This window comes from Streptomyces fumanus (genome assembly GCF_014655295.1).
Taxonomy (GTDB): Bacteria; Actinomycetota; Actinomycetes; order Streptomycetales; family Streptomycetaceae; genus Streptomyces; species Streptomyces fumanus.
Genome location: NZ_BNBI01000025.1, coordinates 28866 through 50403 on the forward strand (window position 1 = coordinate 28866; position 21538 = coordinate 50403).

Here is a 21538-nt window from a genome sequence, read left to right on the forward strand (position 1 = left end):
CCTTTCTTTCCTCCCGGAGGGGAAATGACGATGACGACGACCGACGTCGCGAAAGCCGATGCCGCCGCCGGTGAGCGGGGGCTGACTCGGAAGACCGCCCGCCGCCTCGCCTGGGCGGAGCGCACCGTGTACGCCGCCGCCGGCACCTGGGCCGCCGTCGGCCCGGTGACGAACGTTCCGTGGTGGGCGCACGGCGCGGCCCTGACCACCGGCGCCCTCACCAGCGTCGGCCTGTGGAAGCGCAGCGACACCGACGACTGGACGCGGCGGCTCACCTCGTCGCTGCGGGCCCTGCCCGTGCTCGGCTGGACGGCCGCCTACACCGGCGGCCTGCTGGTTCCCGTCTGCGACTACCCCAACGGGTGGCCGATGCTGGGCGCGGCCGCCTGGACGGCCGTGATGGTCCCCATGACGCCCTGGACCCGCTCCAAGAGCCTGAAGCGGGCCGTCGACAACCTCCCCGTCCTAGCGGGTGAACCGGAAGTCGTGGACGCCGAGCCGGTCACCTTCGCCGACCACATGCGGGCCCTGTGGAACCAGTCGCAGGCCACCGGAGACACCACCCTGGAGGGCATCCGCCAGTACGACCCCGACGGGCCGGACTTCGAGGCGATCGTCCTGGCCCCCGCCGGCCACACCGTGCCGCGCACCCTGGACGAGCGGGCCATCGCCGGGGTCTTCGACGTGCCGGTCGACGCGGTCGACACGGCGCCGGTCCCCGGGTACGGTCCCGGCCGCCTCGCCATCCAGGTCGCTCCCGACCTCGCTAGGACTCGGCGTGCACGCGAGGCCCTGGAGGTGGAGGCAGAGGACCCTGGTGCCTCCCTGGAACGCATCTGGGCCGAGCACGTCAACTGCACGGGCGGCGCCGCCCCCGGCGTCGACTTGGTCGCGCACGCGATTGGCGAGGACCAGATCCGGCTGCTGATCGCGGCCCCGCGCGGCAAGACGCTGCGGGTCAACCACGAGGCCCTATGCTCCGCGCTCGGGATTGACGACATCTCCCGCCTGGTCATGGAGGGGGCGGGCCCGCGCGAAGCGGTCGTCTACATCTACCGGGCCAACCCCCTGCTGCACGTCCGGTCGCCCACGGTCGAGGACCTGACGATGGACGACCGCGGGCGCATCTCGATCGGCGTCGCCCACGACGGGAGCGCCGCCAGGATTCAACTGTTCAACTTCGACACGGGCAGGGCGCAGCACGGCATCACCGCCGGAACCACCGGCGCGGGCAAGTCGGGCCTGATGCGCATCCTCGGCGCTGCTCAGCGAATCTCGGGCATCATCTCCTGGATGGCCGACGTCCAGGGCGGCATGTCGATGCCGGAAATGGAAGGCCGCATCGACTGGATGGCCAAGGGGCCCGTCGAGACGATGCAGCAACTCCGGGCGCTGCACGCGGTCAAGGAATACCGCGAGGCCCACTCGCGCGGCCGCGGCGACTTCGACTTCCACGGCCGGTGGCGCCTGATCCAGTGGACCGGTGACGAGATCAACCGCCTGCTGAGCAGCCTGGACCAGGAGATCCGCAAGGAAGCCGCCTGGATGATCGGCGACCTCCAGAAGACCGGCCAGAAGGTCGGCATCGGCGTCGACCTCGCGGTCCAGTCGCTCCACCTCAAGGAGCTGGGCGACAACCACGAGATCCGCGAGAAGGGCAAGGAGGGCCACGTCTTCCTGCTGCGCACCGCGTCCTCCTCCACCCAGGGCATGGGCCTGGACGGCATCGCGCCGGTCGGCGCGCACGTCTCCCCTATCCCGGAGCGGATCTACGAGGGCGCCGGGGCCAAGGAGCTGTTCGAGGGCACCGCCGCCACCGAGGGCGTGCCCACGCCCGGCATGGGCTGGCTCATTACGGAAGGCAAGGCCATCCTCTTCCGGACCTTCGTCTTGAAGAAGGTCAACGGCCTGTACCCCCAGCTCGAAGAACTGATGGACGGCCGCCCGATGCCGACCCTCACCCCGGAGGAAGCCCGCGCCGCCGGCGCCGCGTACGCACGCCGGGACACCGCGGCCGCCGGGGACACAGGAAAGACCGCAGACGGCCCGCCACGGCCCCCGCAGGGGACCGGCGGCACCAGCACCTCCAGTACCGAGCCGGGGCCTGCCACGGGGCCGCAGAGGGCCGCCAGCAAGGCCACAGAGCAGGGTGCCGAGGAACTCTCCGAAGCGCCGTCACCCATGGAGGCCGCCAAGGCGAAGGCCCCGACGATCCGCGAGCGGATTCTCGCCGCCCTCCAGGGCCATCCCGAGGGCCTGGGGCTCCGGGAGATCCGCACCGCCGTCGGCTGCGGCACCGAGGGCGGACCCGCCACCCGCAGCGTGAACAACGAGGTCAGCACGCTCGCCAGCGAAGGCGGCCTAGTCGCACTCGGCAAGGGCGTCTACCGCCTGCCCTGACCGAGAAACGGCAGGGGACCGGCCGATCTTGACGGAGTAGCCGGTCCCCTGCCCACTCCCCCGACGCATCGAAGGAGCCACCCCAGTGAACCACCCCGACCGCCCCGCCGGCCGCGCGCTCAGTGAAGCCGAGGCGGAGGCCGAAGCCGCTCGCCTCATCGCCGAGGGCTACAGCACCAACGCCCCCGTCGCCACCTTCTACAAGGACGTGGCACCGGTCCCCGCCGTCGGCACCGCCCCGCCCGAGCCGCAGCCCGGCCGGACCGCCATGAGTCAGCGCGCCACCGACACCAGCGTCCTCATGCTGGCCGGCGCCGGGTCGGTGTCCATGGTCAGCGTGTCCGCCGGAATCCTGATGTACCTGTCCCAGTACGCCGACCCCGTCGTCTGCGGCGTCGTCCTCGGCGCCCCCACGGTCGTCGTGCTTGCCCTCTGCCGCCTCGTCCGCCGGGCCAAGGACGTCGTGGAGGCCGCCCCGCCCGTCATCCACCACCACTACAAGGGCACGGTGATCCAGGACAACAGCGAGGTCACCACCCACACCCGCGGCGTCATCGCCAACACCCACAACCGCTTCGACCGCTGAGGAGACCGATCGTGAAGCGACCCGGGAACGTCCTGGCCACCGTCCTCGAAACACACGGCGGGCGCTGCGCCTGCCACGGCGCCTGCGGCAAGACACACACGGGTGACGGCGAGCGCTGCAACGCCACGAGCAGCGGAAAGAACAAGCCCCTGCTGGCCGCTCCTCAGACCCCGCACGCCACGGACGTGCAGAACGCGGCCGCGCCCCTGAAGGAGCTGCGGCCCTGGTGCTGGCCCTGCTGGCGCGAGGCGCTCGCCGCCGAGCGGGCCCGCACCAACGAGCAGCGCGGACAGGAACTGATGGACATGCAGATCGGCCTGTTCGACGTCGACACCGACACCGCGGCGTAGCACCCGCCCCACCGGCACAGCAGCGGCCGCGCACCCCGACGGGGATGCGCGGCCGCTGCGCACGCCCTTGACCGGCTCAGCAACCACGTAAGGGACTCGACTCGATGAACTGCCCCGACAGCCTCGGTGCTCGCCTGGACGCGGCCAACGCCACCGTTCTTGCCGAGATCTCCCGTACGGACGCCAAAGCCAGCGTCCTGCTCACCAGCTTCTCCCTGCCCCTCGCCGCGCTCGTCGCGGTCGTCCCCGGGCGCGACTTACCGCCCGTCGTCGGCCTCCTCGTCGGTGTCGGCGCCGTCGGCCTCATCGCCGCGATGGTCGTCGTGCTCGGCGTCGTCCATCCGCGCCTGTCGGGCGCCGCACGCGGCAGCTTCCTCTACTGGTCGCTGTGCTCGTCCGACGACCTGGTGAAGGACCTCCAGACCCCGGCCGACCGCGTGGCCCAGGTCATCCACCTCTCACGGATGGCCCGCCGCAAGTACGCGGGCCTCCGCCTCGCCGGGACCATCACCCGCGCCTCGCTCGTCGCCCTCGGCGCCGCACTGCTCGCCGCCCTCATCACCTGACCCGGAGGAGAACCGCATGGCAACCGACCTCGACCCCCCCCACTACCACCCGCCGAGCCGGACGCCGGGTGATCGGCACCGCCCACGGACGGACTGACTGATGACCGGTCGCACGGTGTCCGTCGGCCTGTACGCCGCGCTGCACGTCTGCTTTCCGCACGGTGGGCTGCCCGGCTGGCTTACCGCCGCCGGCCCCCGCTGCGGAACCGGCGCCACTCCGATCCTGGTCGGCGCCGACCAGGCAGATGAACTCGCCGAGCTGGTGGTCCTCGCCTGGTGGGAACTCCTCCAGGACCCGGGCGACGACCCATTCACCGAGCTGTTCACCGCGGCCTGCGCACGACATCTGAGCTGACACACCAAGCGGGCCCCGTCCTTGGACGGGGCCCGCTTCTTTGCGTTCGGGGTCGTTATGCTGCCGCAGGTTCAGGGGTCTCAGTGCCTGCCTTTAGGGCTTCCGGCTTGTCTGCGGCCTCGACCGTCCTGTCTTGCGGCTCTGCCGCCTCCCCAGATCCCCGCTTCGGCTTTGCAGGTTCGGTGAGCTGCTCTCGGCACTTCGCGATCTCCGCTTCGAGCGCATTGAGATAGCGCTCGGCGGCCGCCCTGTCTTTCCGGGCCAAGCGTCTGACCCAGGGCATGGAGACCGCCTTTTGCGCCCTGGCGGTGATGTCGACTTCCCCCTCGATCTTCTCGTCGCTCCAGTTGTCCAGGAAGGCATGGATGGCCGCCTTGGCGACCTCCTTGTCGAACTCCTCGCCCTTCGGGAGCGCATTGACGGCTCCTCGAAGTACCTCGGCCGTGACCGGGACGTCCGAAGCGGCCACCGTCGCGTAGACGAAGACCGCCTCCTCAACGCTCCACGTCTCGCGCACGGAGACCAGCTCCCATACCTGGGCCTGGTTGGCCTTCTTCGCCTGCTCCAGGGACAGGCGGGGCGTTCCAATTGGAACCGAATCGTTCGATGCCAAATCGAACAAAGCTTCCGCGACCTGCCAGGTGCGGATCAGCTTGCCTGCGTAGTTGGCCTTCATCCCCCATCGGGTCCAGCAGTAGTCCTCGAAGCTGTTGTGCTCCGCGCGGTACAGCCGACTGTCCCGAATGATCTGCAACGCCTTGCCGGCCAACCAGAAGGCCCACTTCAACGTGTCGACGGCCGCCTCGCACTGAGCGAGTGACTGTCGTTCGTCGGAGGTGAGGGTCTTGGGCTGTGCCGAGATGGGGCGGAACAGGTTCGGCAGAGCCCGAGCCATGTCGATGGCGCTTCTGAACTCGAAGCGCTCCTGGGCCGACCCGCCACGCTGGCGTCCCATCAGATCAGTCCTTCCACTGCCAGGGCCAACTTGTAGAAGTCCTCGCGCGCCCGGAGCGCCGTGCCGCTCTCCGGGTACTGGATCACGGTCAGTCCGGCTTCGGGCGCCTTCGCATGGATCTTGTAACGCCGGATCGCTTGAGGCATGTACGGGTAGCCGCGCACCTCGCACCACTCCTGCATGTCCTTGAGATCGGCTCGCGTGCGATCTGCCCCGGAGTCCCAGTTGTTGATGACCACCCTGAACTTGATTCCGTGTGGACGCAGCAGGCGCTCGATGGTGTATTCGGCTGGGCCGTGGGTCAGCGTTTCTACTGGAACGACCGGTACCAGGGCGAGGTCGGTAAGGGCCAGAATTTCGCGCATCGCCTCGGCCGCTGGCCCGCTTCCCAGCGGGTCCTCTGCGTCCAAGTCCTTCGTCGGGTCGATGTCGGCGAAGCCGGGGGTGTCGACGATGATCCTGGTGACCGCGGGGTCCTTTACGAGGGCGGGCAGCTCGCCCAGCTTGCCGCGCGTGATGACGTAGTCGAACGGAAGGCGTTCCTCTGGCACCTTCCGCGCCCACTCGTCAAGGGAGCCCTGGAGGTCGATGCCGGCGGCGACGATCGGGCATGGGCAGTCGGGGTCGCTTGGGTCGGAAGGGGGGTTGTTCTCACCCAGAACGGCCGCCACGTTGACGCCGATGGTGGACTTCCCGGCACCGCCCTTCTGTTGGAAGGTGGTGATGACCTTGGCGCGGTGTGGCTCGGGATTGTCATGGGGGGGCATGTGACCTCCGTGGGCTTCCCCTGGTGGGTACTCGGACGCCGTCATATTGCCAGAGGTCGAGCCGTCGACCGAGCATCAGTCGTCAGGGGTGAGCGGAGCCCGCGAGAACCCGCTCGTTGTTCTATTTCGAGTCGAACGGGAGCGTTCCAATTGGAACGGCGTGGAAACGATTGTTTCTGCTCTCAGGTCTGCTCAGGGATCTCGGGCTGACTCGCTTCCGTGGCCCGGTCGATGGCCGCGCGGAGCAGATCCCCGGTGGTGAGGACCTTGGCGCGGAGACGGTCGCGGATCTCCAGTGCAGACTGTGGTGCGGAAGGCCGCCCGGCTGCGGACATGAGGGCGAGTTCGGCGGGGATACCGTCGCGTTCGGCTTCGCGCAGGGTGACATCGACCCCATCGCCCCAGCGGTCGGCCCAGTCCTGGAGAGCGTCGACGGCGTCCTTGCTGGTCCAGTACGCGGCGCGGCGTACGGTGTCGCCGAGGCTGTAGGGCAGGTTCACCGACACGCGATGGGTGTACCCGCCGTCACCCATGGGTGTGCTCGGTGGGGTGCCCCACGGGCGGCCCGGCGCCTCGACCTCGCCCTCCGGGGGCTTGGGCCATTTACGGTCCAAGCCGCGGGCGCGCAGCTCCTCGCGGACGGCGCGGGTCACGATGTCGTCCCGGGTGCCGCCGAACTCACCGGTCCGTCGCATCCGTGCGACCTGGGCCCGGATGTCCCTGCGGACGGCTGCGGCAGCGCGCCGCGACATGCCGGGCAGGATCAACTCCTTGCGGCGTGCGGCGATCCAATCCTCCTCGCGGTCCCGCTCGTCCTTGCGGCGCGCGTTCAGTGCCTTCAAGGCGTTCTCGGTCACCGCCACGTGGAACTTCATGCTCACCCTCGCCATGGTGGAAATGTAGCCAGATAATGGAGCCGCGTGCTGCTGTCGCCGTGATGTGAGGGGCCGTCAGGCAACTTGCGGTGCGGCAGGGGAAATCCGCTGTTGGTGAGCCGTAGGGTCAAAGAGGATGGATCGTGTCCGGTTGCCGTTGAGTATCCGGGCGAGGCCGGGGGAAGCTCCCGGGTTCGTCCGTGGTGGCGGTGTGCTGGACAGGGTCGAATGCCTGTGCCCTACCAGCATCACGGGGGAGAACGCGTATGAGCATCGGGGGAGTGGAGCCGCCGCTCCGCGAGGACAAGGAGAACCGTAGTGACGCAGCTCAGCAGGCACGGGCAGACGGCTCGGGAGTATTGGGAGACGTACCGGCCGCAGGCCCTGGAGTCGCTGGGGAGCCCGGAACAGCAGGCAGCGTTCTTCCAGGAGCTGGACCTGCGGGTGGGGGAGAAGATCGGGCAGATGACGACCGAACTTCTCCAGAAGCTGCCGATGGAGCAGCGCGCGGCGGCCCGGCGGGCGACCCGGTCGCAGGCGCAGGAGCTGGTGTACGCGGAGGAGATCTGGCTGGAGAAGGAGCCGGGGACGGAGCACCGGGAGATGTAGCCCCGCTCCGCTTCCGGCCGGAAGGTCAGCGGGACCTCGCGCCGGCCGGGCAGGGGGAGCGGGCCCGGGCCAACCTCGCAGCCCTGGAGGCGCTGCGCGTCCTGGAGCGCGAGCAGCGCCCGGCCACCGAGGAGGAACAGCGGACCCTCGCGCGCTGGTCCGGTTGGGGCGCCCTGCCCGTCATCTTCAACCCGCGGCTGGCGCGGGCCGCGTTCGACGCGGATGAGCCCTTCGAGCGGGCCGTAGCGCGCTGGGATGCGGTCAGTGACCTGCGCGAGCAGATCCGGGAACTGCTCACCGAGGACGAATGGGCGGCCGCCCGCCGCAACACCATCAACGCGCACTACACCGACGCCGACCTGGTCCGCTCGATCTGGGGGGCGGTCCGCGGCCTCGGCTTCGTCGGCGGCCGCGTCCTCGAACCGGGTTCCGGCAGCGGCAACTTCATCGGCTTCGCGCCGATCCTGACCGCGACCCCGGTGCAGATGACCGGCGTGGAGGTCGAGCCGACCACGGCGGCCATCGCCCGCCACCTGTACCCGGATGCTGAGATCATCACCAGCGGCCTGGAAGAGGTACCGCTCGCCGACGGCGGGTTCGACGGCGTCGTCGGCAACGTGCCCTTCGGCCGCTACAAGCGGTTCGACAAGGTCCACAACGCCGACCTGTCGCTCTCGATCCACGACCACTTCGTGCTGAAGTCGCTGTACGCGACCCGGCCGGGCGGCGTCGTCGCGCTCATCACCTCGCGCTACACCATGGACGCGGAGAAGCCGGACGCGCGTGAGCGCATGTACCAGCTCGGTGACCTGGTCGGCGCGGTCCGGCTGCCCGCCCGGGCGCACGCGGCGGCGGCCGGGACGGACGTCGTCACCGACGTGCTGTTCCTGCGGCGCCGGATGCCCGGCGAGGAGCCGGGGGACAAGACGTGGCTGACCTCCCGCAAGCGGGTGCTGCCCGGCCATGACGACGAACTGGCGGTGAACTCCTACTTCGACGCGCACCCCGAGTATGTGCTCGGCGAGCTGCGCGCGGGCTCCCGGGAGTGGGGGCCGGAGGTCACTGTCGTCGGCCGTACCGACCAGGCGCCGGCGGAATCCCTGGCGGCCGCGGCCGCCGCCATCGCGGTGGAGGCCCGGGCCGCCGGGCTCACCGCGGCCGCCGACCAGCGCACCGAGCCGGTGCAGACGATCGTCACCGGCGGCACCGAGGGAGCGCTCGGGCTGGACGCCGAGGGCAACCCCACGATCATCGACGGCGGCCGCCCGGTCCTGCTGGAGGTCCATCCCGACCAGCGCGACCAGCTTGTCCAGCTCATCCGCCTCAAGGGCCTGACCCTGAAGCTGTACGAGACGGAGGCGGACACTCCCGAGCCGGGTGAGACTCCGCAGCTCGCGGCGCTCCGCGCGGAGCTGCGGGTGGCCTGGCGGGACTACCGCAAGAAGCACCCGCCGCTGACCAAGCCGCGCCAGCACTACGTCTTCACGCCTCCCGAGGCCCGCGAGCAGGCCAAGGCGCAGGGCCTGAAGGAGGTGCCGGCCGCGTGGAAGCAGCGCACCGCGTTCGCCTGGATTGACGACGATCCCGACGCCTCGCTGCTGTTCGGCCTGGAGGAGTGGGACGAGCGCACAGGCAAGGGCACCGAGCAGAAGGTGCTGCTGACCCGCGTCCTGGAGCCGCGCGTCCTGCCGGCCCGGGCCAACAGCCATGAGGACGCCATCGCCCTGGCGATGGAGTACGACGGTGGGCGCCTGGACATGAGCCGGGTCGCCAGCCTCCTGGGGCTGGATGAGGAGAGCGCGGCCGCGCAGTGCGCGGACGCCGGGCTCGCCTACCGCGACCCGCTCCAGGGCGACGCGTGGGAGCCCCGGCACCGCTACCTGTCCGGCAACGTGCGTGTCAAGCTCGCGGCCGCCCGGGAGCGGGCCGCCGAGGACCCGACGTTCCAGGGCAACGTCTCCGCCCTGGAACGGGTCCAGCCCGCCGACTTGGCGCCCTCCGAGATCAAGGCGAAGATCGGCGCCCCGTGGATGCCGGTCGAGACCTACAACGACTTCCTCGCCCATCTGGGCTTCGAGGACGCCAGCGTGCTGCACGCGGGCGGCACCGTGTGGGAGGTCCGCGGAGCGAAGCACGGAGACCTGGCACGCACCGAGTGGGGCACCAGTGCCAGACCGACACAGGACCTGTTCAGCGCACTGCTGCGGCAGGCCGACTCGACCATCCAGGTCACCTACCGCGACCACGAGGGCCGGACCTACGTCGACAAGGCCGCCACGGACGAGGCGCAGGAGAAGGCCCGGCTGCTCGCCGAGGCTTTCGAGGACTGGGTGTGGGCCGACGAGACCCGCGCCGCCAACCTTGCCAAGATCTACAACGAGCAGTTCAACAACCTGGTGCTGCCCGAGTACTCGGGCTCCGCGCTGACCCTTCCCGGCCTGATCAGCGGCTGGACGATGAAGGAGCACCAGAACGCCGCGATCCGCCGGATCGTCAACGAGCCGACGGCGCTGCTCGCCCACGTCGTCGGCGCGGGCAAGACAGCGACCATGGCCGCCGGCGCGATGGAGCTGCGCCGAACCGGCCTGGCGAGTAAGCCGTGCCTGATCGTGCCCAACCACATGCTCAAGCAGTGGTCCCGCGAGTTCCGGCAGCTCTACCCGAACGCGAAGATCCTGGCGATCACCGCGAGCGACCTGAACAAGAAGCGCCGCGCCAAGTTCATGGGCCGGATCGCGGGCGGCGACTGGGACGCCGTGATTCTCACGCACGAGGCGTTCAACCGGGTGCCCCTGCGGCCGGACACCCAGCGCGCCTACCTCGACCACGAGATGAAGTCGCTGCGCGATCAGCTCGACATCGCCGCTCAGGCTGGGATGCACCGCAACACGGTCAAGCAGATCGAGGAGAGCCTGGCCAACGCGGAGGCCAGACTCCAGCAGCAGATCGAATCCATGGGCGACGACAACGGCGTCTACCTGGAGGACACCGGCGTCGACTACGTCTTCCTGGACGAGGCGCACGAGTACAAGAACCTGCGCACCGTCTCGGCGATCCCCGGCGCCGCGATCCAGGGCTCGGCGAAGGCCACCAAGCTCCACATGGTGCTGAACTACCTGCGCACGACCAATGAGTCCAACCGCGTGGCGACCCTGGCCACCGGCACCCCGATCGCCAATTCGGTGACCGAGGCATACGTCCTCAAGCGCTACCTCGCCCCGCAGATCCTGGAAGAGATGGGGCTCGACGCCTTCGACAACTGGGCCGCCACCTTCGGCGAGGTCGTCTCCCAACTGGAGCCCGACCCCAAGGGCGACGGGTACAAGTACAAGGCGCGCTTCAGCCGCTTCTTCAACGTGCCGGAGCTGATGTCGGCATACAGGTCGTTCGCCGACGTGCGGATGGCGGAAGACCTGGACCTGCCCACGCCGCCTGTGCTGGAGAACGAGGACGGGCAGCGCGGCGAGACCGTCCTCATCCCGCCGACGCCGGCACAGCGCCGCTTCATCGAGGAGCTGCCGCACAAGCCCTGGGTGCGCAAGCCCGGCGGCGTCCTCAAGGCCCTCGGCGAGGGCTTGCGCGCCTCCGTCGACCTGGACCTGGTCGACGCCACCGAGGCGCTGCACAACCTCGGCTTGAATATCACGGCCGACCAGATCTCCAGCGAGGACCCGGCGGGCGGCGGGCGCGTGCTGGACATGGAGAAGGTTGCCGACCTCGCCGACGCCGCCGCTGTCGACATGCGCAGCGTCGGTGGCAGCAAGGAGATGGGCAGCAAGATCCCGTATGCGGCCGAGAAGATCGCGGAGATCTGGCAGGAGACGAAGGACATCGTCTACCCGGTCTCGGGGGACGACCCGACCCCGCAGGAACTGCCCGGCGGCCTCCAGCTTGTTTTCCTGGACGAAGGCACCCCCGGCAGCACCGCCCGCTACGCCGCCGACCTGTACGCGGACCTGCGCGACGAACTGGTGCAGCGGGGGATGCCGCGCGAGTCCATCCGCTTCATCCACGAGGCGGCCACCGACCGCAAGAAGGGGCAGTTGTTCGCCGACTGCCGCTCCGGACGCGTCCGCGTTTTGGTCGGAAGCACGCAGAAAATGGGAACCGGGACCAACATCCAGGACAGGGCGGTCGCGCTGCACCACCTGTCCTACCCGTGGCGGCCGGCGGACATGGCCCAGCGTGACGGCCGTATCGAGCGGCGCGGCAACCTCAACGCCCCGTGGATCGACAACACCCCCGACCACGTCCGCATCCTGTACTACATCACCGAGCGCACCTTCGATGAGTTCCGGCTGACCACCCTCGCCCGCAAGGCGAGGTTCATCGGCCAGATCCAGCGCAAGGACTTCAGCGCCCGGGAGATCGAGGACATCGGCGCCGACGCCATCAACCTCGGCATGCTCTCCGCCTTGGCCTCCGGCGACCCGGCGATCCTGCAACTGGCTGAGGCCACCGCCGAACGCGCCCGGCTCCAGGGCCTGGCCCGAAGCTGGGACCGCCAGCAGGACACCCGCACGCAGCAGCTCGGCGACATTGACGACTTCCTCGTCCGTGCGGACACCGCCCTGGAAGGCATGCGTGCCGCGGCCCCCAACCGGCGCCCGACCACCGGCGACGACTTCGCCATGACCGTGGGCGACGCCACCTACCGCAGCCGCGACGCGGCCGCGAACGCGCTCGGGGCCAAGATGGTCGCCATCGCCCAGGACCAGTCGCTGCGGCCCGGCGAGCGCGTGCCGGTCGGCACCTTCGGCGGGCAGGACTTCCACGCGGAGGTCGCCTACGGGGCCAGCGGCCGTCGGCAGATGCGCCTGCGCTTCGCCTGGGGGTACGTCGTACCGCTGGGCCAGCGCGAGGACCGTGCGCAGTGGCAGGCATCATCCGTCACCCAGTCCAACGGTCGCGGCGCCATCCAGAGCCTGGAGCACTTCCTCAATCACCTGGACGACGACCTCGCCAAGCTGGAGCAGTCGGCCGAGTCTCTGCGTGCCCGCCGCGCGGAGATCGCCTCCAACCTCCGCCCGAAGGACGAGAACCCCTACCGCATCCAGGCCCGTTCCAAGGAACGGGAGGAGAAGGCGCTGGGCAAGCTGGTCGTCGCCAACAAGAAGGAGGCCGCCCTCGCCGAGCGGGTCGAACGGGCCGCGAGCGTCAACGAGAACGCGGCCGAGGAGGTCAACGAGGAACTCGAAGCGCTGCGCGAGCACATCGCCAAGCTGCGCCAGACCATCACCGACGAACACGAGATCCAGGCCCGGGCCCGTGGCCTGACGCAGGACGAAACCCGCTCCGACGACGCCGACGCGGGGACGGCCGAAGGCGAGGCACCCGCCGAACCCGCGGCTGCTACCGGCACTGCGCCGGGCAAGAGCGGCCCGGCAGAGCCGTCGGCTCCCGCCACGGACCAGCAGGACGCCACCCCGCCGGCCGAACCGGAGGATCAGCCGGGCCCCGCTCCGTCCGGCCCGGCCGCCGAGCCCGCGCACACCACCTCCGAACCCGTCCCACCTGAGGCGGCATCGTCGCCGGACGGCGATCCCGAAGAAGACCTGAGTGCAGCACTGGCCAACCTCTTCGGTAGCGCTGTTCCCGGGGAGGGCGAGACACCGGAGGGTTCCGAACCGGAGCCTGGCGACGACGATCCGGTCCTGGAGCAGCTCATCGCCCAGGACATGGCGGCCATGGCGGGGCAGGGCTGGACTGAGGTCGTGCAGCCCTTCGGCAGTCAGCAGGAGGCCGCAAACGAGCGGGACCGGGTGCACGCCGCCTATGAGCGGTGGGCGGCGACCCAGACGGCACTGCCCATGCTGGTGGATGCCCAGGGCGAACTGGAGGGGGAAGAATCCGACGTCACCAACCCCGCCGGCTACGTCGCGTCCTGGCACTACCGCAGCCGGGTGGCCGCCACCACCGCGGGGCCCACGGGCGGCCGCATGGTGGTCGAGCAGTTCGAGGGCCTGGCAGAAGCTGCCCGGCGTGCGGACACCCATCTGTTGGAGCAAGACGGATACGTCTCTGACTCCGACCGGGCCCGCCTGTTGCAGGTGGCGAACAGTGCTGCCCGATACGCGCAGCGGCTGGCCGCCACCTTGGATGTCCTGGCGGTGCAGCGAACTCAGGACCACCCCGCCGCAGCGCGCATGCACGAGGTGCGGGCGCTGGAGAGCGCGATGGAGTACCTCGCCGACCAGGGGGCCACCTTCCGCCTGGACCGGCGTGGCAGCACCTTCACTGACCGGGAAGCCGCCGGCGCCTACATGCGGGATGAACTGCTGGGTGCCTTCCGCCAGTTCGCCGAGCTGCCTCCCGAGCGACAAAACCTGGACGCCGACGCGCGCATTCTCTACGGGCGCATCCGGGGCATCCCCTTGTACATGGGCTGGCATGACCTCGGCACTCCCAAGGCTCGGGTCGTGCTGGGCTTCGACCAACTACCCCTGTTGGCACGCGACGGCTTCACCACCGCCGCTCTGGAGGCTGTGACGCCAGCGGAGCTGATCGACCGCCTCGACGGCAAGCTGGCACCTGACGCCCTGAAGGCGATCCGGGACCGCGAACTGGCCGCGGTTCAAGACCTGCTGGCCGCCGACGTGGAAGGGGAGAACACCACGGTGGCCGCCGAGACACCGGCGCCCTCAGCGGCGACTGCGGAGCCGCAGGAGGCAGCACCGCTCCAAGACCTGATCGACGCCCTCGGTGACCGCGTGTCGGTGACACACATCGGCGGTCAGGCCGAGCCTGCCGCCGAGGCGGCCACCGGGGAACCGGAGAGCCCGGCAAGCGCGCCGGAACCACAGCCTGACCCGGAGCCGGAGCAGCACACCGGCCCCTCCCCGGCCATGGCCCGGTGCGCGGCCGTCCTGCGGTACTACGAGCCGCTGTTGCAGCGCCACAAGCTGTCCGGCCGTGACGTCGTCGCCTACATCGACCGGCCCGGCGTCGGGTTCTCCTACGACCCGGACAACCCGCTGCCCGAGCTGATTCACCAGATCGGCAAGGTCGCCGAACGCGTCGGCGGCTCCTACCGCGTCAGCTACAACGAGTGGGTCAACCACCAGGTCGGCGAGCGCCGCCAGCAGCAGAGCGACGACCTGACCAACCTGAACCTGGACCTGCTCACCCTGTACCAGGGGGAGACTGACCCCTTGTTCATGGTCGATCTGGAGGCGATCCTCGCCGCCCCGCCCGGAACCGTCATCGAGCTGCCGTCCGAGGCACAGATCGAGGCGGAAGAAGCGGCCGCCGCCCGTATCGTGATTGACCACGACGCGGAAGGTACCGAGGTCCGCAACACCCCGCGCGGCGGGGACCAGCGCATTCGGGACGCGCTGAACGACTTGAACTTTCAGTGGTCGCGCCGTCAGCAGAAGTGGTACCAGCGCCGTGCCACCCCCTTCGAGGACCGTGACGCGGCCGTACGCGGCCTGCGCGCAGCCTTCGAGCGGCTGGGCGTCGCCTACACCTACAACGGCCCCGACCAGCAGGACACGGAAGGAACCACGGAGGCCGCCCCGCCGGCCGCCGCCGAAACGCAGACCGAGCCCGCCGCACCCGGTGACACCGGGGTGCTGGAGAACGAGCCGGGTAACCCGGAGGCCGACGACACCGACACGGACACCCCGGCGGCCGAGGACGCGGTGGTCGTGCAGACGCCGGACGGGCCCGGCAGGGTCATCGGCACCGACGATGGCGACCTGGTGCTGGTCACCACCGAGTCCGGCACCCGGGTCTGGGATCGCGGTGACGTGCAGTGGCCTGACGGTTCGGTCCAGCCGGAGGACACCGACCGGGCCGCCAAGGAGCGGCAGAACGCTGCGGACGCCGCGCAAGCCGCGACCTCCGAGGGCATCGAGCTGCGCTACGGCAACGGCAACCGGCTGGTCGATCTGGACTCCGAGGCCGGACACGGCACCGTGGTCGACGCCGACGGCGCGGTGATCGGCTGGGTCCGTGCCCGCATTGGCGACGACGGCCGCCGGTACTGGTGGGCGCAGGACGCACGCGGCGGTTCCCCCGACGACATGCCTTACCACGAGTCGCTGCCGCCCACCGCGGGCGTACCGGCGATCCGGGCGGCCGGGAGCATCCGCTCCGAACTGCACGCGGTCAAGGAACCGGCACGCCGCAGCCCCATCCCTGCCGAGTACGCCGCCCGCGAGGTGCGGCTGACCACGGCTCAGGTCCGGGAGCTGCGCCGCCTGGTGCTCGATGCCACCTACTCGGACGGCACCCCGATCGAGCCGCCGGAGTGGGTGGCCTCGCACCGCAAGTACGTCCTGACCGTCGGGCAGATGCAGGCCCTCGGTGACGCGGCGCAGGCCGCCGCCGACGCCTTCCCCGGCGTCACCGCCGAGGAACGGCGCACCGCCCGCGTGCTGCGCAACGCCGCCGAGCGCTTCGAGTTCGAGGTGTACGACACCGCCCGGTGGCGGGCCACCATCCCGCCGATCGGGGAGACGGACCCCTACGCCGGGCCCTACCAGCCTCGCCCCCGACCGGAGGCGCCCGAGGCGGAGCAGCAGACGACGGACGCGCCCGCCCCGGCCCCTGAGCCCGCGGACACCGAGACGCAGGCATCCGCCGCGAACGAGGCGGACCCTGCGGCCCTGGCGGACGCCGGCGCCCCGGAACCGGCCGAAGCTCCGGAGGAGGCGGTACTCGCCGACCCGCAGACCGAGGACACTCAGGCGGCACCCCAGGACGCGGTGGTGGACACTCCCGCGCCGGACCCCGCACTCACGGAGGCCGCCGCGCCCGGGCCGCCGACCGACGCAGCACCCGAGGGCGAGGGAGCCGAGGACGACGAAACGCAGCTCGACCTCTTCCCCAGCGAGACGCCGGAGCCCCCGGCGTCCACGCGTCGGCCCGACAGCCGGCGGCGCGTCAGCCGCAGGGAGCCCGCCATCCACCCGGGCGCCGAGGGCGGCCCGGACGACGGACGCCTGGGCGTCTACGGGCACGCCGGGCACGGCGAGTGCAACCGGTGCGGCGCCCCCGACACCGACCGCTACACGATGGTGTGGGCCTGGCACACCCGCACCGAGACCGGCGGCGCCATGGCCGCCGAGTGCGGGAGCTGTGTCGAGCTGACCACCGGCCTGACCTACAAGGAGTACCGGCGCCTGGCCGACGCCGCCGAGGCCCGGCGCGGCGGCCGGCGCATCGTGCCGACCCCGCACGCGCAGGGTGACGTCACCGGCAGCCGCACGGCCGAGAACGAGTGGACCTACGTCCACCAGCCCACCGGCAAGCGGTACCGCCTCGCCGAGGAAACCCCGAGCGGATACCGGGGCTTCGTCCTGCGGGACCTGTACGGCATCTCCCAGGGCACCGGCGTCTCCACAAGTTCCGGCTACGAACTGGCCGAGCGGGCGGCCCTGGGCCGCACAGCACAGACCCACCCGAACGACAGCGACGACTGGGTGTTCTTCGACTACCGTGCCGACGCGGGCAAGCTGACGCTCTACGAGGGCGAGAGCATCAACACCGACCACCCCAACAGGCCGCGCCGCAACGGTGCGCCGTTCGAACACGGACCGCGCTGGGACATCACCGTCGGCGGCTCCGACTACCAGGTGGAGATGGTCTACCAGCAGGGCCAGCCCGGACAGGACGGCCACCGGCTGGAGGTCACCGCCCCCGACGGCACGAGCGCCCGCCACGTGCAGTGGGACGGCGTGCTGGAGTGGGCACGCGAACGCGTCCGTGCCCCCGAGCCGGAGCGGGCGGCCGCGCCGCTGGCCGCGCCCCTGGCCGAAGTGGAGGAAGCCCTCACCGCCGCAGAGGGCATCCGTGAGGCCATCCAGCGCGGCAGCACCACCACGGCCCTGGTCCAGGCACGCGAGGCATGGGACCGGGCACGGTCCCACTACGAAGCCGGTCGGCTCGCAGAAGGAGACGGCCACCTCGCCACGGCGCGCAGTCACGCGATCCTGGCCCGGTACGGGGAGAGCAGTCACGCCGACGTCCGGGACGCCGTGCGCCGGTTCCATGACGCAGTGGACGAGGTCCTCTACCCGGGCGGCGCGGGCTGGCGGCCGGCGGTGGGTGACTACGTCCGCGCCCGGCACCGCTTCGTGTCCGAGTCCGAGGGCTTTTGGATGAAGGTCACCGCGATCGGGGCCGACGGCATCCACGTCGAGTCCGGCTGGACCGGCGACGCCAAGGCCGTCGTGCAGCCCACCGACCTCGGGCCGCACGCTGATCTGTTCTGGCAGGAACAGCCCTTCCGCGCCCCCGGCGAGCCGAGGGCGTCGGACCAGGAACGGCGTGACCTTCTCGGCCTGCCGCCGCAGCCGGTGCCCGAACTCGCCCCTGCGCGGCCGCAGAGCCCGCCCGCCGACCTGGACGAGGAGCAACTCGACCTCTTCGCCGGAGCCGCGGAGGAGGCGGCACCGGCGGCCGACCCGGTCGACACCACGGCGTCCGACACCGAGGCTCCACGCGAGGGCAGCCTGGGCCTGGTCGACGGCGAGACGCTGACGTACCGCGGCCACTGGGACGGCCGCTACGAGATCACCCTCCCGGGCACCAGCTATCTGCTGTTCCTGCCCAGCATCGAGTACCGGCGCACGAAGTTCGCCGTCGCATCGAACGAGGACCCGGACGCCATGTCCCCGAAGCGGCTGCGCCGGTTCGAGGAGGCAGAGGAGATCATGCCCTGGGTGCGGGCCCACGCCTCCGCGCAGCAGAACGGCTACGTCTTCCGTGACGGTGCATGGCGTGAAGCCCCGCAGAGCGTCGCACCGGAGCCGCCGGCGGACATCGCGGCCACCGAAGACGAACAGCTCCCCCTCCGCGGGACCGACGACACCGCCCCCGGCCCGGACACGGCCGGCGAGAACCCGACCGCCCTCAAAGCCTCGCCTGGCGAGGAGACCGCCCCCAACGCGGCGCCGGACGACGCCACCGCGCCGCAGGGTGCAGATGAGGACCCCGACCAGCAAGACCAGGAGGAAGCAGTGGCAGACGAGCCGGAATCCAGCTCCGTCGCGACGGACGTCCCGGCCGTCGCCCCGGCCGTGGAAGACCTCTCGGCGGAAGCCGCCGTGCAGGAGGAAGCAGAGCCTGCCATGGACGTCGAAGACCCGCCCGCTCCCCGGGCTTTCACCGAGACGTTCCCACTCCCCGCCGATGCCCGCTACCGCCTCCGGCTGACCACGGTGGAAGGCGAGGGCCCCCGCGAGGGCGAGCTGCAATACGGCGATGTCACCGTCGCCGCTGTGCGCCTGTCTGCCTCGGGGCGCTGGTTCGCCCGGCTGGCGATCGACGGTATGCCCGCCGACGTCACCGAACTCAACGGCTCACCGATGGACGCCGCACGCCAGGGCGCGGTGATGTTCGCGGTCGCCACCGGGGAGCCATACGGCGACCCACCGGCTGCGGTCAACGTCCGGGGAGCGCAGTCGCGTGCGGACGCACTGCGTGTCGAACTGCGCACCGCCGCCGAGCAGCACCTGCGCACCATCACCGTGGCGGCCGCGCGAGCGAGCGAGAACTACGGGCAGAACCCCCTGTTCCAGGCCCTGAGCCGTCAACTCGGTCGCCTCGGTGCCGCTGACGTGGAAGATCACGGCTCGCTACAGATGGCAGCGAATCTCCGCGCCGTCCAGGAGGCGGTCAACGCCTGGGGGGCCGCGCTGCCGGCCGACCCCACCCTTGACGAGCGGCAGCACTTGGCCTTCCCGCTCATGAACCTGCTGCACGAGACCACGCGTATGCAGGTACGCCTCCAGGCCACCCTGGACGCGATGCTGGCCGACCGCGCCGCCGCCCGGGAACGGGAAGCCGCGGCTGCCGCAGCGCGGGCCGAACCCGTCCGCGACGACACCGTGCAGCAGGCGGCCCCGGCGGCGGAGCCGGAACCTGCTCCAGACCCGGCGGCCGCCGAGACTGCGGAACTGCACGAGCCTGCCGACACACCCGGTCCGGAGCGGGCTCCCGACGCGCCCGACCAGCTCGCCCCGCTCCCCGACGCCCCGGAGGACACCGAGACGGCCACGCCTGCCCAACCCGCCACGCCCGACAGCCCGGCGGCCCTCGGCCCGGACGGCGCCGCCGAGCCGGGTAAGGAACAGGTACCGGCCGACATCTCGCAGCGCGAGGGCCGCGTCGAACGCACTGGGCCCACCGAACCCGCGCCGCCCGCCGCCCCGGAGTCGGACGTCGACCTGCCGCTGTGGACCGGCCCGACGGGGGCCTCCGGCCCGGAGGAGGACCGACCGCTCGACATCGTCGCCGACTTCGCGGCCGTCCAAGAGGCGTGGGACGAGCACGTGCCCGCCGACAAGGGCACGAGCGCGGACCTGTTCGCCACCGTGGAGGACGAACTTCAGCGGTTGGAGGCGCTGTTCGCTGACGCCCTCTCCAAGCTGTACCCGCCCGCCGAGGTGCAGCCCGCCCCCACCGCCCCGGCGGCTGCGGCACCTGCTGAAGCGGAGAAGGCACCGGACCGCAAGCAGTCGGCGAACGCGGTCAACGTGGCGCTGCGGGAGGCAGACGCCCACGCGCCGGCGCTTCAGGACCTGCCAGAGTGGCAGCGCATCCAGAGCGTGCGGGGGGCCTTCGGCCACCTGATGCACGTCATGAAGGAGCGAGCGGGCGAGCACTTCGGCAAGCTCATGGCCGACGGACGCGTCGCCGACTTCGTGCGTCGCGTCTCGATCAAGGCGTGCGAGACGGTCGCCGGGTGGGCACAGGCCGCCGCCGACAAGCTGCGCCGCCCGGACGAGCGCGGTACGGCCAGGCGCGAGGAACTGCCGAGCGCGGAAGCACTGCTGCGACTGGGAGATGCGGCCCTTGAATATCGCGGCCCGCGGCGCGCGGGCGGCGGCAGTACCCCGCCCTCGGCGAACGGAACGGCCGCCCCGGTGGACATCCCCGCGATGCGCAAGATGGGAGAGGCTCTGAACCGGCCGATGCCCGGGGCCAAGCGGGTATCAGCAACCGCAGCACGGGGCCGGTCGACCACCATTAAACAGCGAGGAAAGAACCCTGCACCCGGCAGCGGCGCCGAGCAGGCCGGCCACCTTCGCCGCGGCGGCGCTGAGCAGCCACAGGCGCGCAAGCCCACCCAGCGCTAACTGGCCATCGCTCCAATTGGAACAGTTCGAAGCCGAAGCCCGGGCACCTACGCGGCGCCCGGGCTTCGGCCCACGGTGGTCTATCTGGCCAGATAACCCGCGCGCTCCCACGGTCCCCCAAGGTTCTACCGGTGAGGGCTCATCGGCATGGCGCGGAACGTCGCGGGGCCCGGCATCAGCAGCATGGAGAACTGCTGATGGTGCCGGACCCCCGCCGGGCTGTTCAGGCGCCGCGCAGCGCCCCCGGGTTGCGGGACCGGTGTTCCGCTGTGTGCGTGAACGGCACCGGGCGGGCCCTTGATGGACCCGCCCGGCAGCGGTGATCTGGAAGGGAGCGTCAGTCGACGTACCAGGACCGCTTGGTGCCGCACTTCTTCGGCTTGGCGCTGCCCTTCTGCACGCAGGCCCGGATCTTGTGCGTGCCCTCGAACAGGGTCGGCTTCTTCCAGGAGCACGAGCCGTTGTTGCGGGTGTCGGTGACGGTGACGAGCAGGCGGTCGTCCTTGGAGAAGACCTGGGTGACGGCCTGGTAGCCGTCGCTCTTGATGTCGCAGGCGTAGACCCGCTCGGAGCCGTAGTAGTACCAGCCCTCGGCGCCCTTGCCGCTGGAGTACACGTGACCGGAGCTGGCCGCGGAGGCGGGCGAGGCAGTGAGGCATCCGGCGAGGGCGACGGTCGCGGCCGCCACGACCGCGCCGGCGTGGGCAGGCGGGAGCTTGAACATCTGGGGCATTGCTGTGTCCTCGGGATGCTGCGTTCGTTCTTCGGTGGTGAGGGGGGCTGTGCGGCCCCGACGCTGCTTGCGTCAGGACTAGATCGGATCAACGACGACGTCCGGGGCGGAGAAACGGGGCTCGGACGAATACCCGCCACGCCCTAGGCCGGATTCGCCCGTTTCTCAACCCCCCTCTTAAGAGGTGAGTTTGAGGGTGAATGCCGGAAGCCCCGTGTGTCGGAGTGTGCGATCTGGTCAATTCCGTAAGGCGC

The 21538-nt window shown here is 70.8% G+C and carries 11 protein-coding genes; 7 read left to right on the plus strand and 4 right to left on the minus strand.

Features of this window, described 5'->3' with window-relative positions:
- Positions 1 to 30: 30 nt before the first annotated feature.
- From IE316_RS34685 to IE316_RS34705, 5 genes are all read left to right on the plus strand, one after another.
- Positions 31 to 2400 (plus strand): hypothetical protein, encoded by a 2370-nt coding sequence (locus tag IE316_RS34685; protein WP_190208547.1) that lies wholly within the window; start codon positions 31 to 33, stop codon positions 2398 to 2400.
- Between the two features lie 85 nt (positions 2401 to 2485).
- The gene (locus IE316_RS34690; protein ID WP_190208548.1) at positions 2486 to 2986 is read left to right on the plus strand and encodes a hypothetical protein; all 501 of its coding nucleotides are present in this window, start codon (positions 2486 to 2488) and stop codon (positions 2984 to 2986) included.
- An 11-nt stretch (positions 2987 to 2997) separates the two neighbouring features.
- Complete coding sequence (locus IE316_RS34695; RefSeq protein WP_190208549.1) at positions 2998 to 3336, plus strand: hypothetical protein; 339 nt, start codon at positions 2998 to 3000, stop codon at positions 3334 to 3336.
- Positions 3337 to 3440: 104 nt separating this feature from the next.
- Positions 3441 to 3902, plus strand: coding sequence for a Pycsar system effector family protein (locus tag IE316_RS34700; protein ID WP_190208550.1), 462 nt, complete (start codon positions 3441 to 3443; stop codon positions 3900 to 3902).
- A gap of 100 nt (positions 3903 to 4002) precedes the next feature.
- Positions 4003 to 4257, plus strand: a complete 255-nt coding sequence (locus IE316_RS34705; protein ID WP_190208551.1) for a hypothetical protein — start codon at positions 4003 to 4005, stop codon at positions 4255 to 4257.
- A gap of 55 nt (positions 4258 to 4312) precedes the next feature.
- Here the strand turns inward: IE316_RS34705 and IE316_RS34710 are convergent, their stop codons facing one another.
- From IE316_RS34710 to IE316_RS34720, 3 genes are all read right to left on the minus strand, one after another.
- A complete protein-coding gene (locus IE316_RS34710) occupies positions 4313 to 5212 on the minus strand; it encodes a hypothetical protein (protein ID WP_190208552.1) in 900 nt (299 codons plus the stop codon).
- Positions 5212 to 5979: a ParA family protein gene (locus IE316_RS34715; RefSeq protein ID WP_190208553.1), complete on the minus strand. Its 768-nt coding sequence runs from the start codon at positions 5977 to 5979 to the stop codon at positions 5212 to 5214. The genes IE316_RS34710 and IE316_RS34715 overlap by 1 nt, the downstream gene beginning before the upstream one ends.
- Positions 5980 to 6161: 182 nt before the next feature.
- Positions 6162 to 6869: a hypothetical protein gene (locus IE316_RS34720; RefSeq protein ID WP_190208554.1), complete on the minus strand. Its 708-nt coding sequence runs from the start codon at positions 6867 to 6869 to the stop codon at positions 6162 to 6164.
- Between the two features lie 303 nt (positions 6870 to 7172).
- Between IE316_RS34720 and IE316_RS34725 the strand changes: the two genes are divergently transcribed.
- Together IE316_RS34725 and IE316_RS34730 are read left to right on the plus strand one after the other, a co-directional pair.
- Positions 7173 to 7463 (plus strand): hypothetical protein, encoded by a 291-nt coding sequence (locus tag IE316_RS34725; RefSeq protein WP_190208555.1) that lies wholly within the window; start codon positions 7173 to 7175, stop codon positions 7461 to 7463.
- 485 nt (positions 7464 to 7948) lie between these two features.
- Entirely contained in the window at positions 7949 to 20551 is a 12603-nt protein-coding gene (locus tag IE316_RS34730; protein ID WP_190208556.1) for a helicase-like domain-containing protein, read from the plus strand.
- Between the two features lie 337 nt (positions 20552 to 20888).
- Here IE316_RS34730 and IE316_RS34735 read toward each other — a convergent pair whose 3' ends face one another.
- Positions 20889 to 21284 (minus strand): hypothetical protein, encoded by a 396-nt coding sequence (locus IE316_RS34735; RefSeq protein WP_190208557.1) that lies wholly within the window; start codon positions 21282 to 21284, stop codon positions 20889 to 20891.
- Between the last annotated feature and the right edge of the window lie 254 nt (positions 21285 to 21538).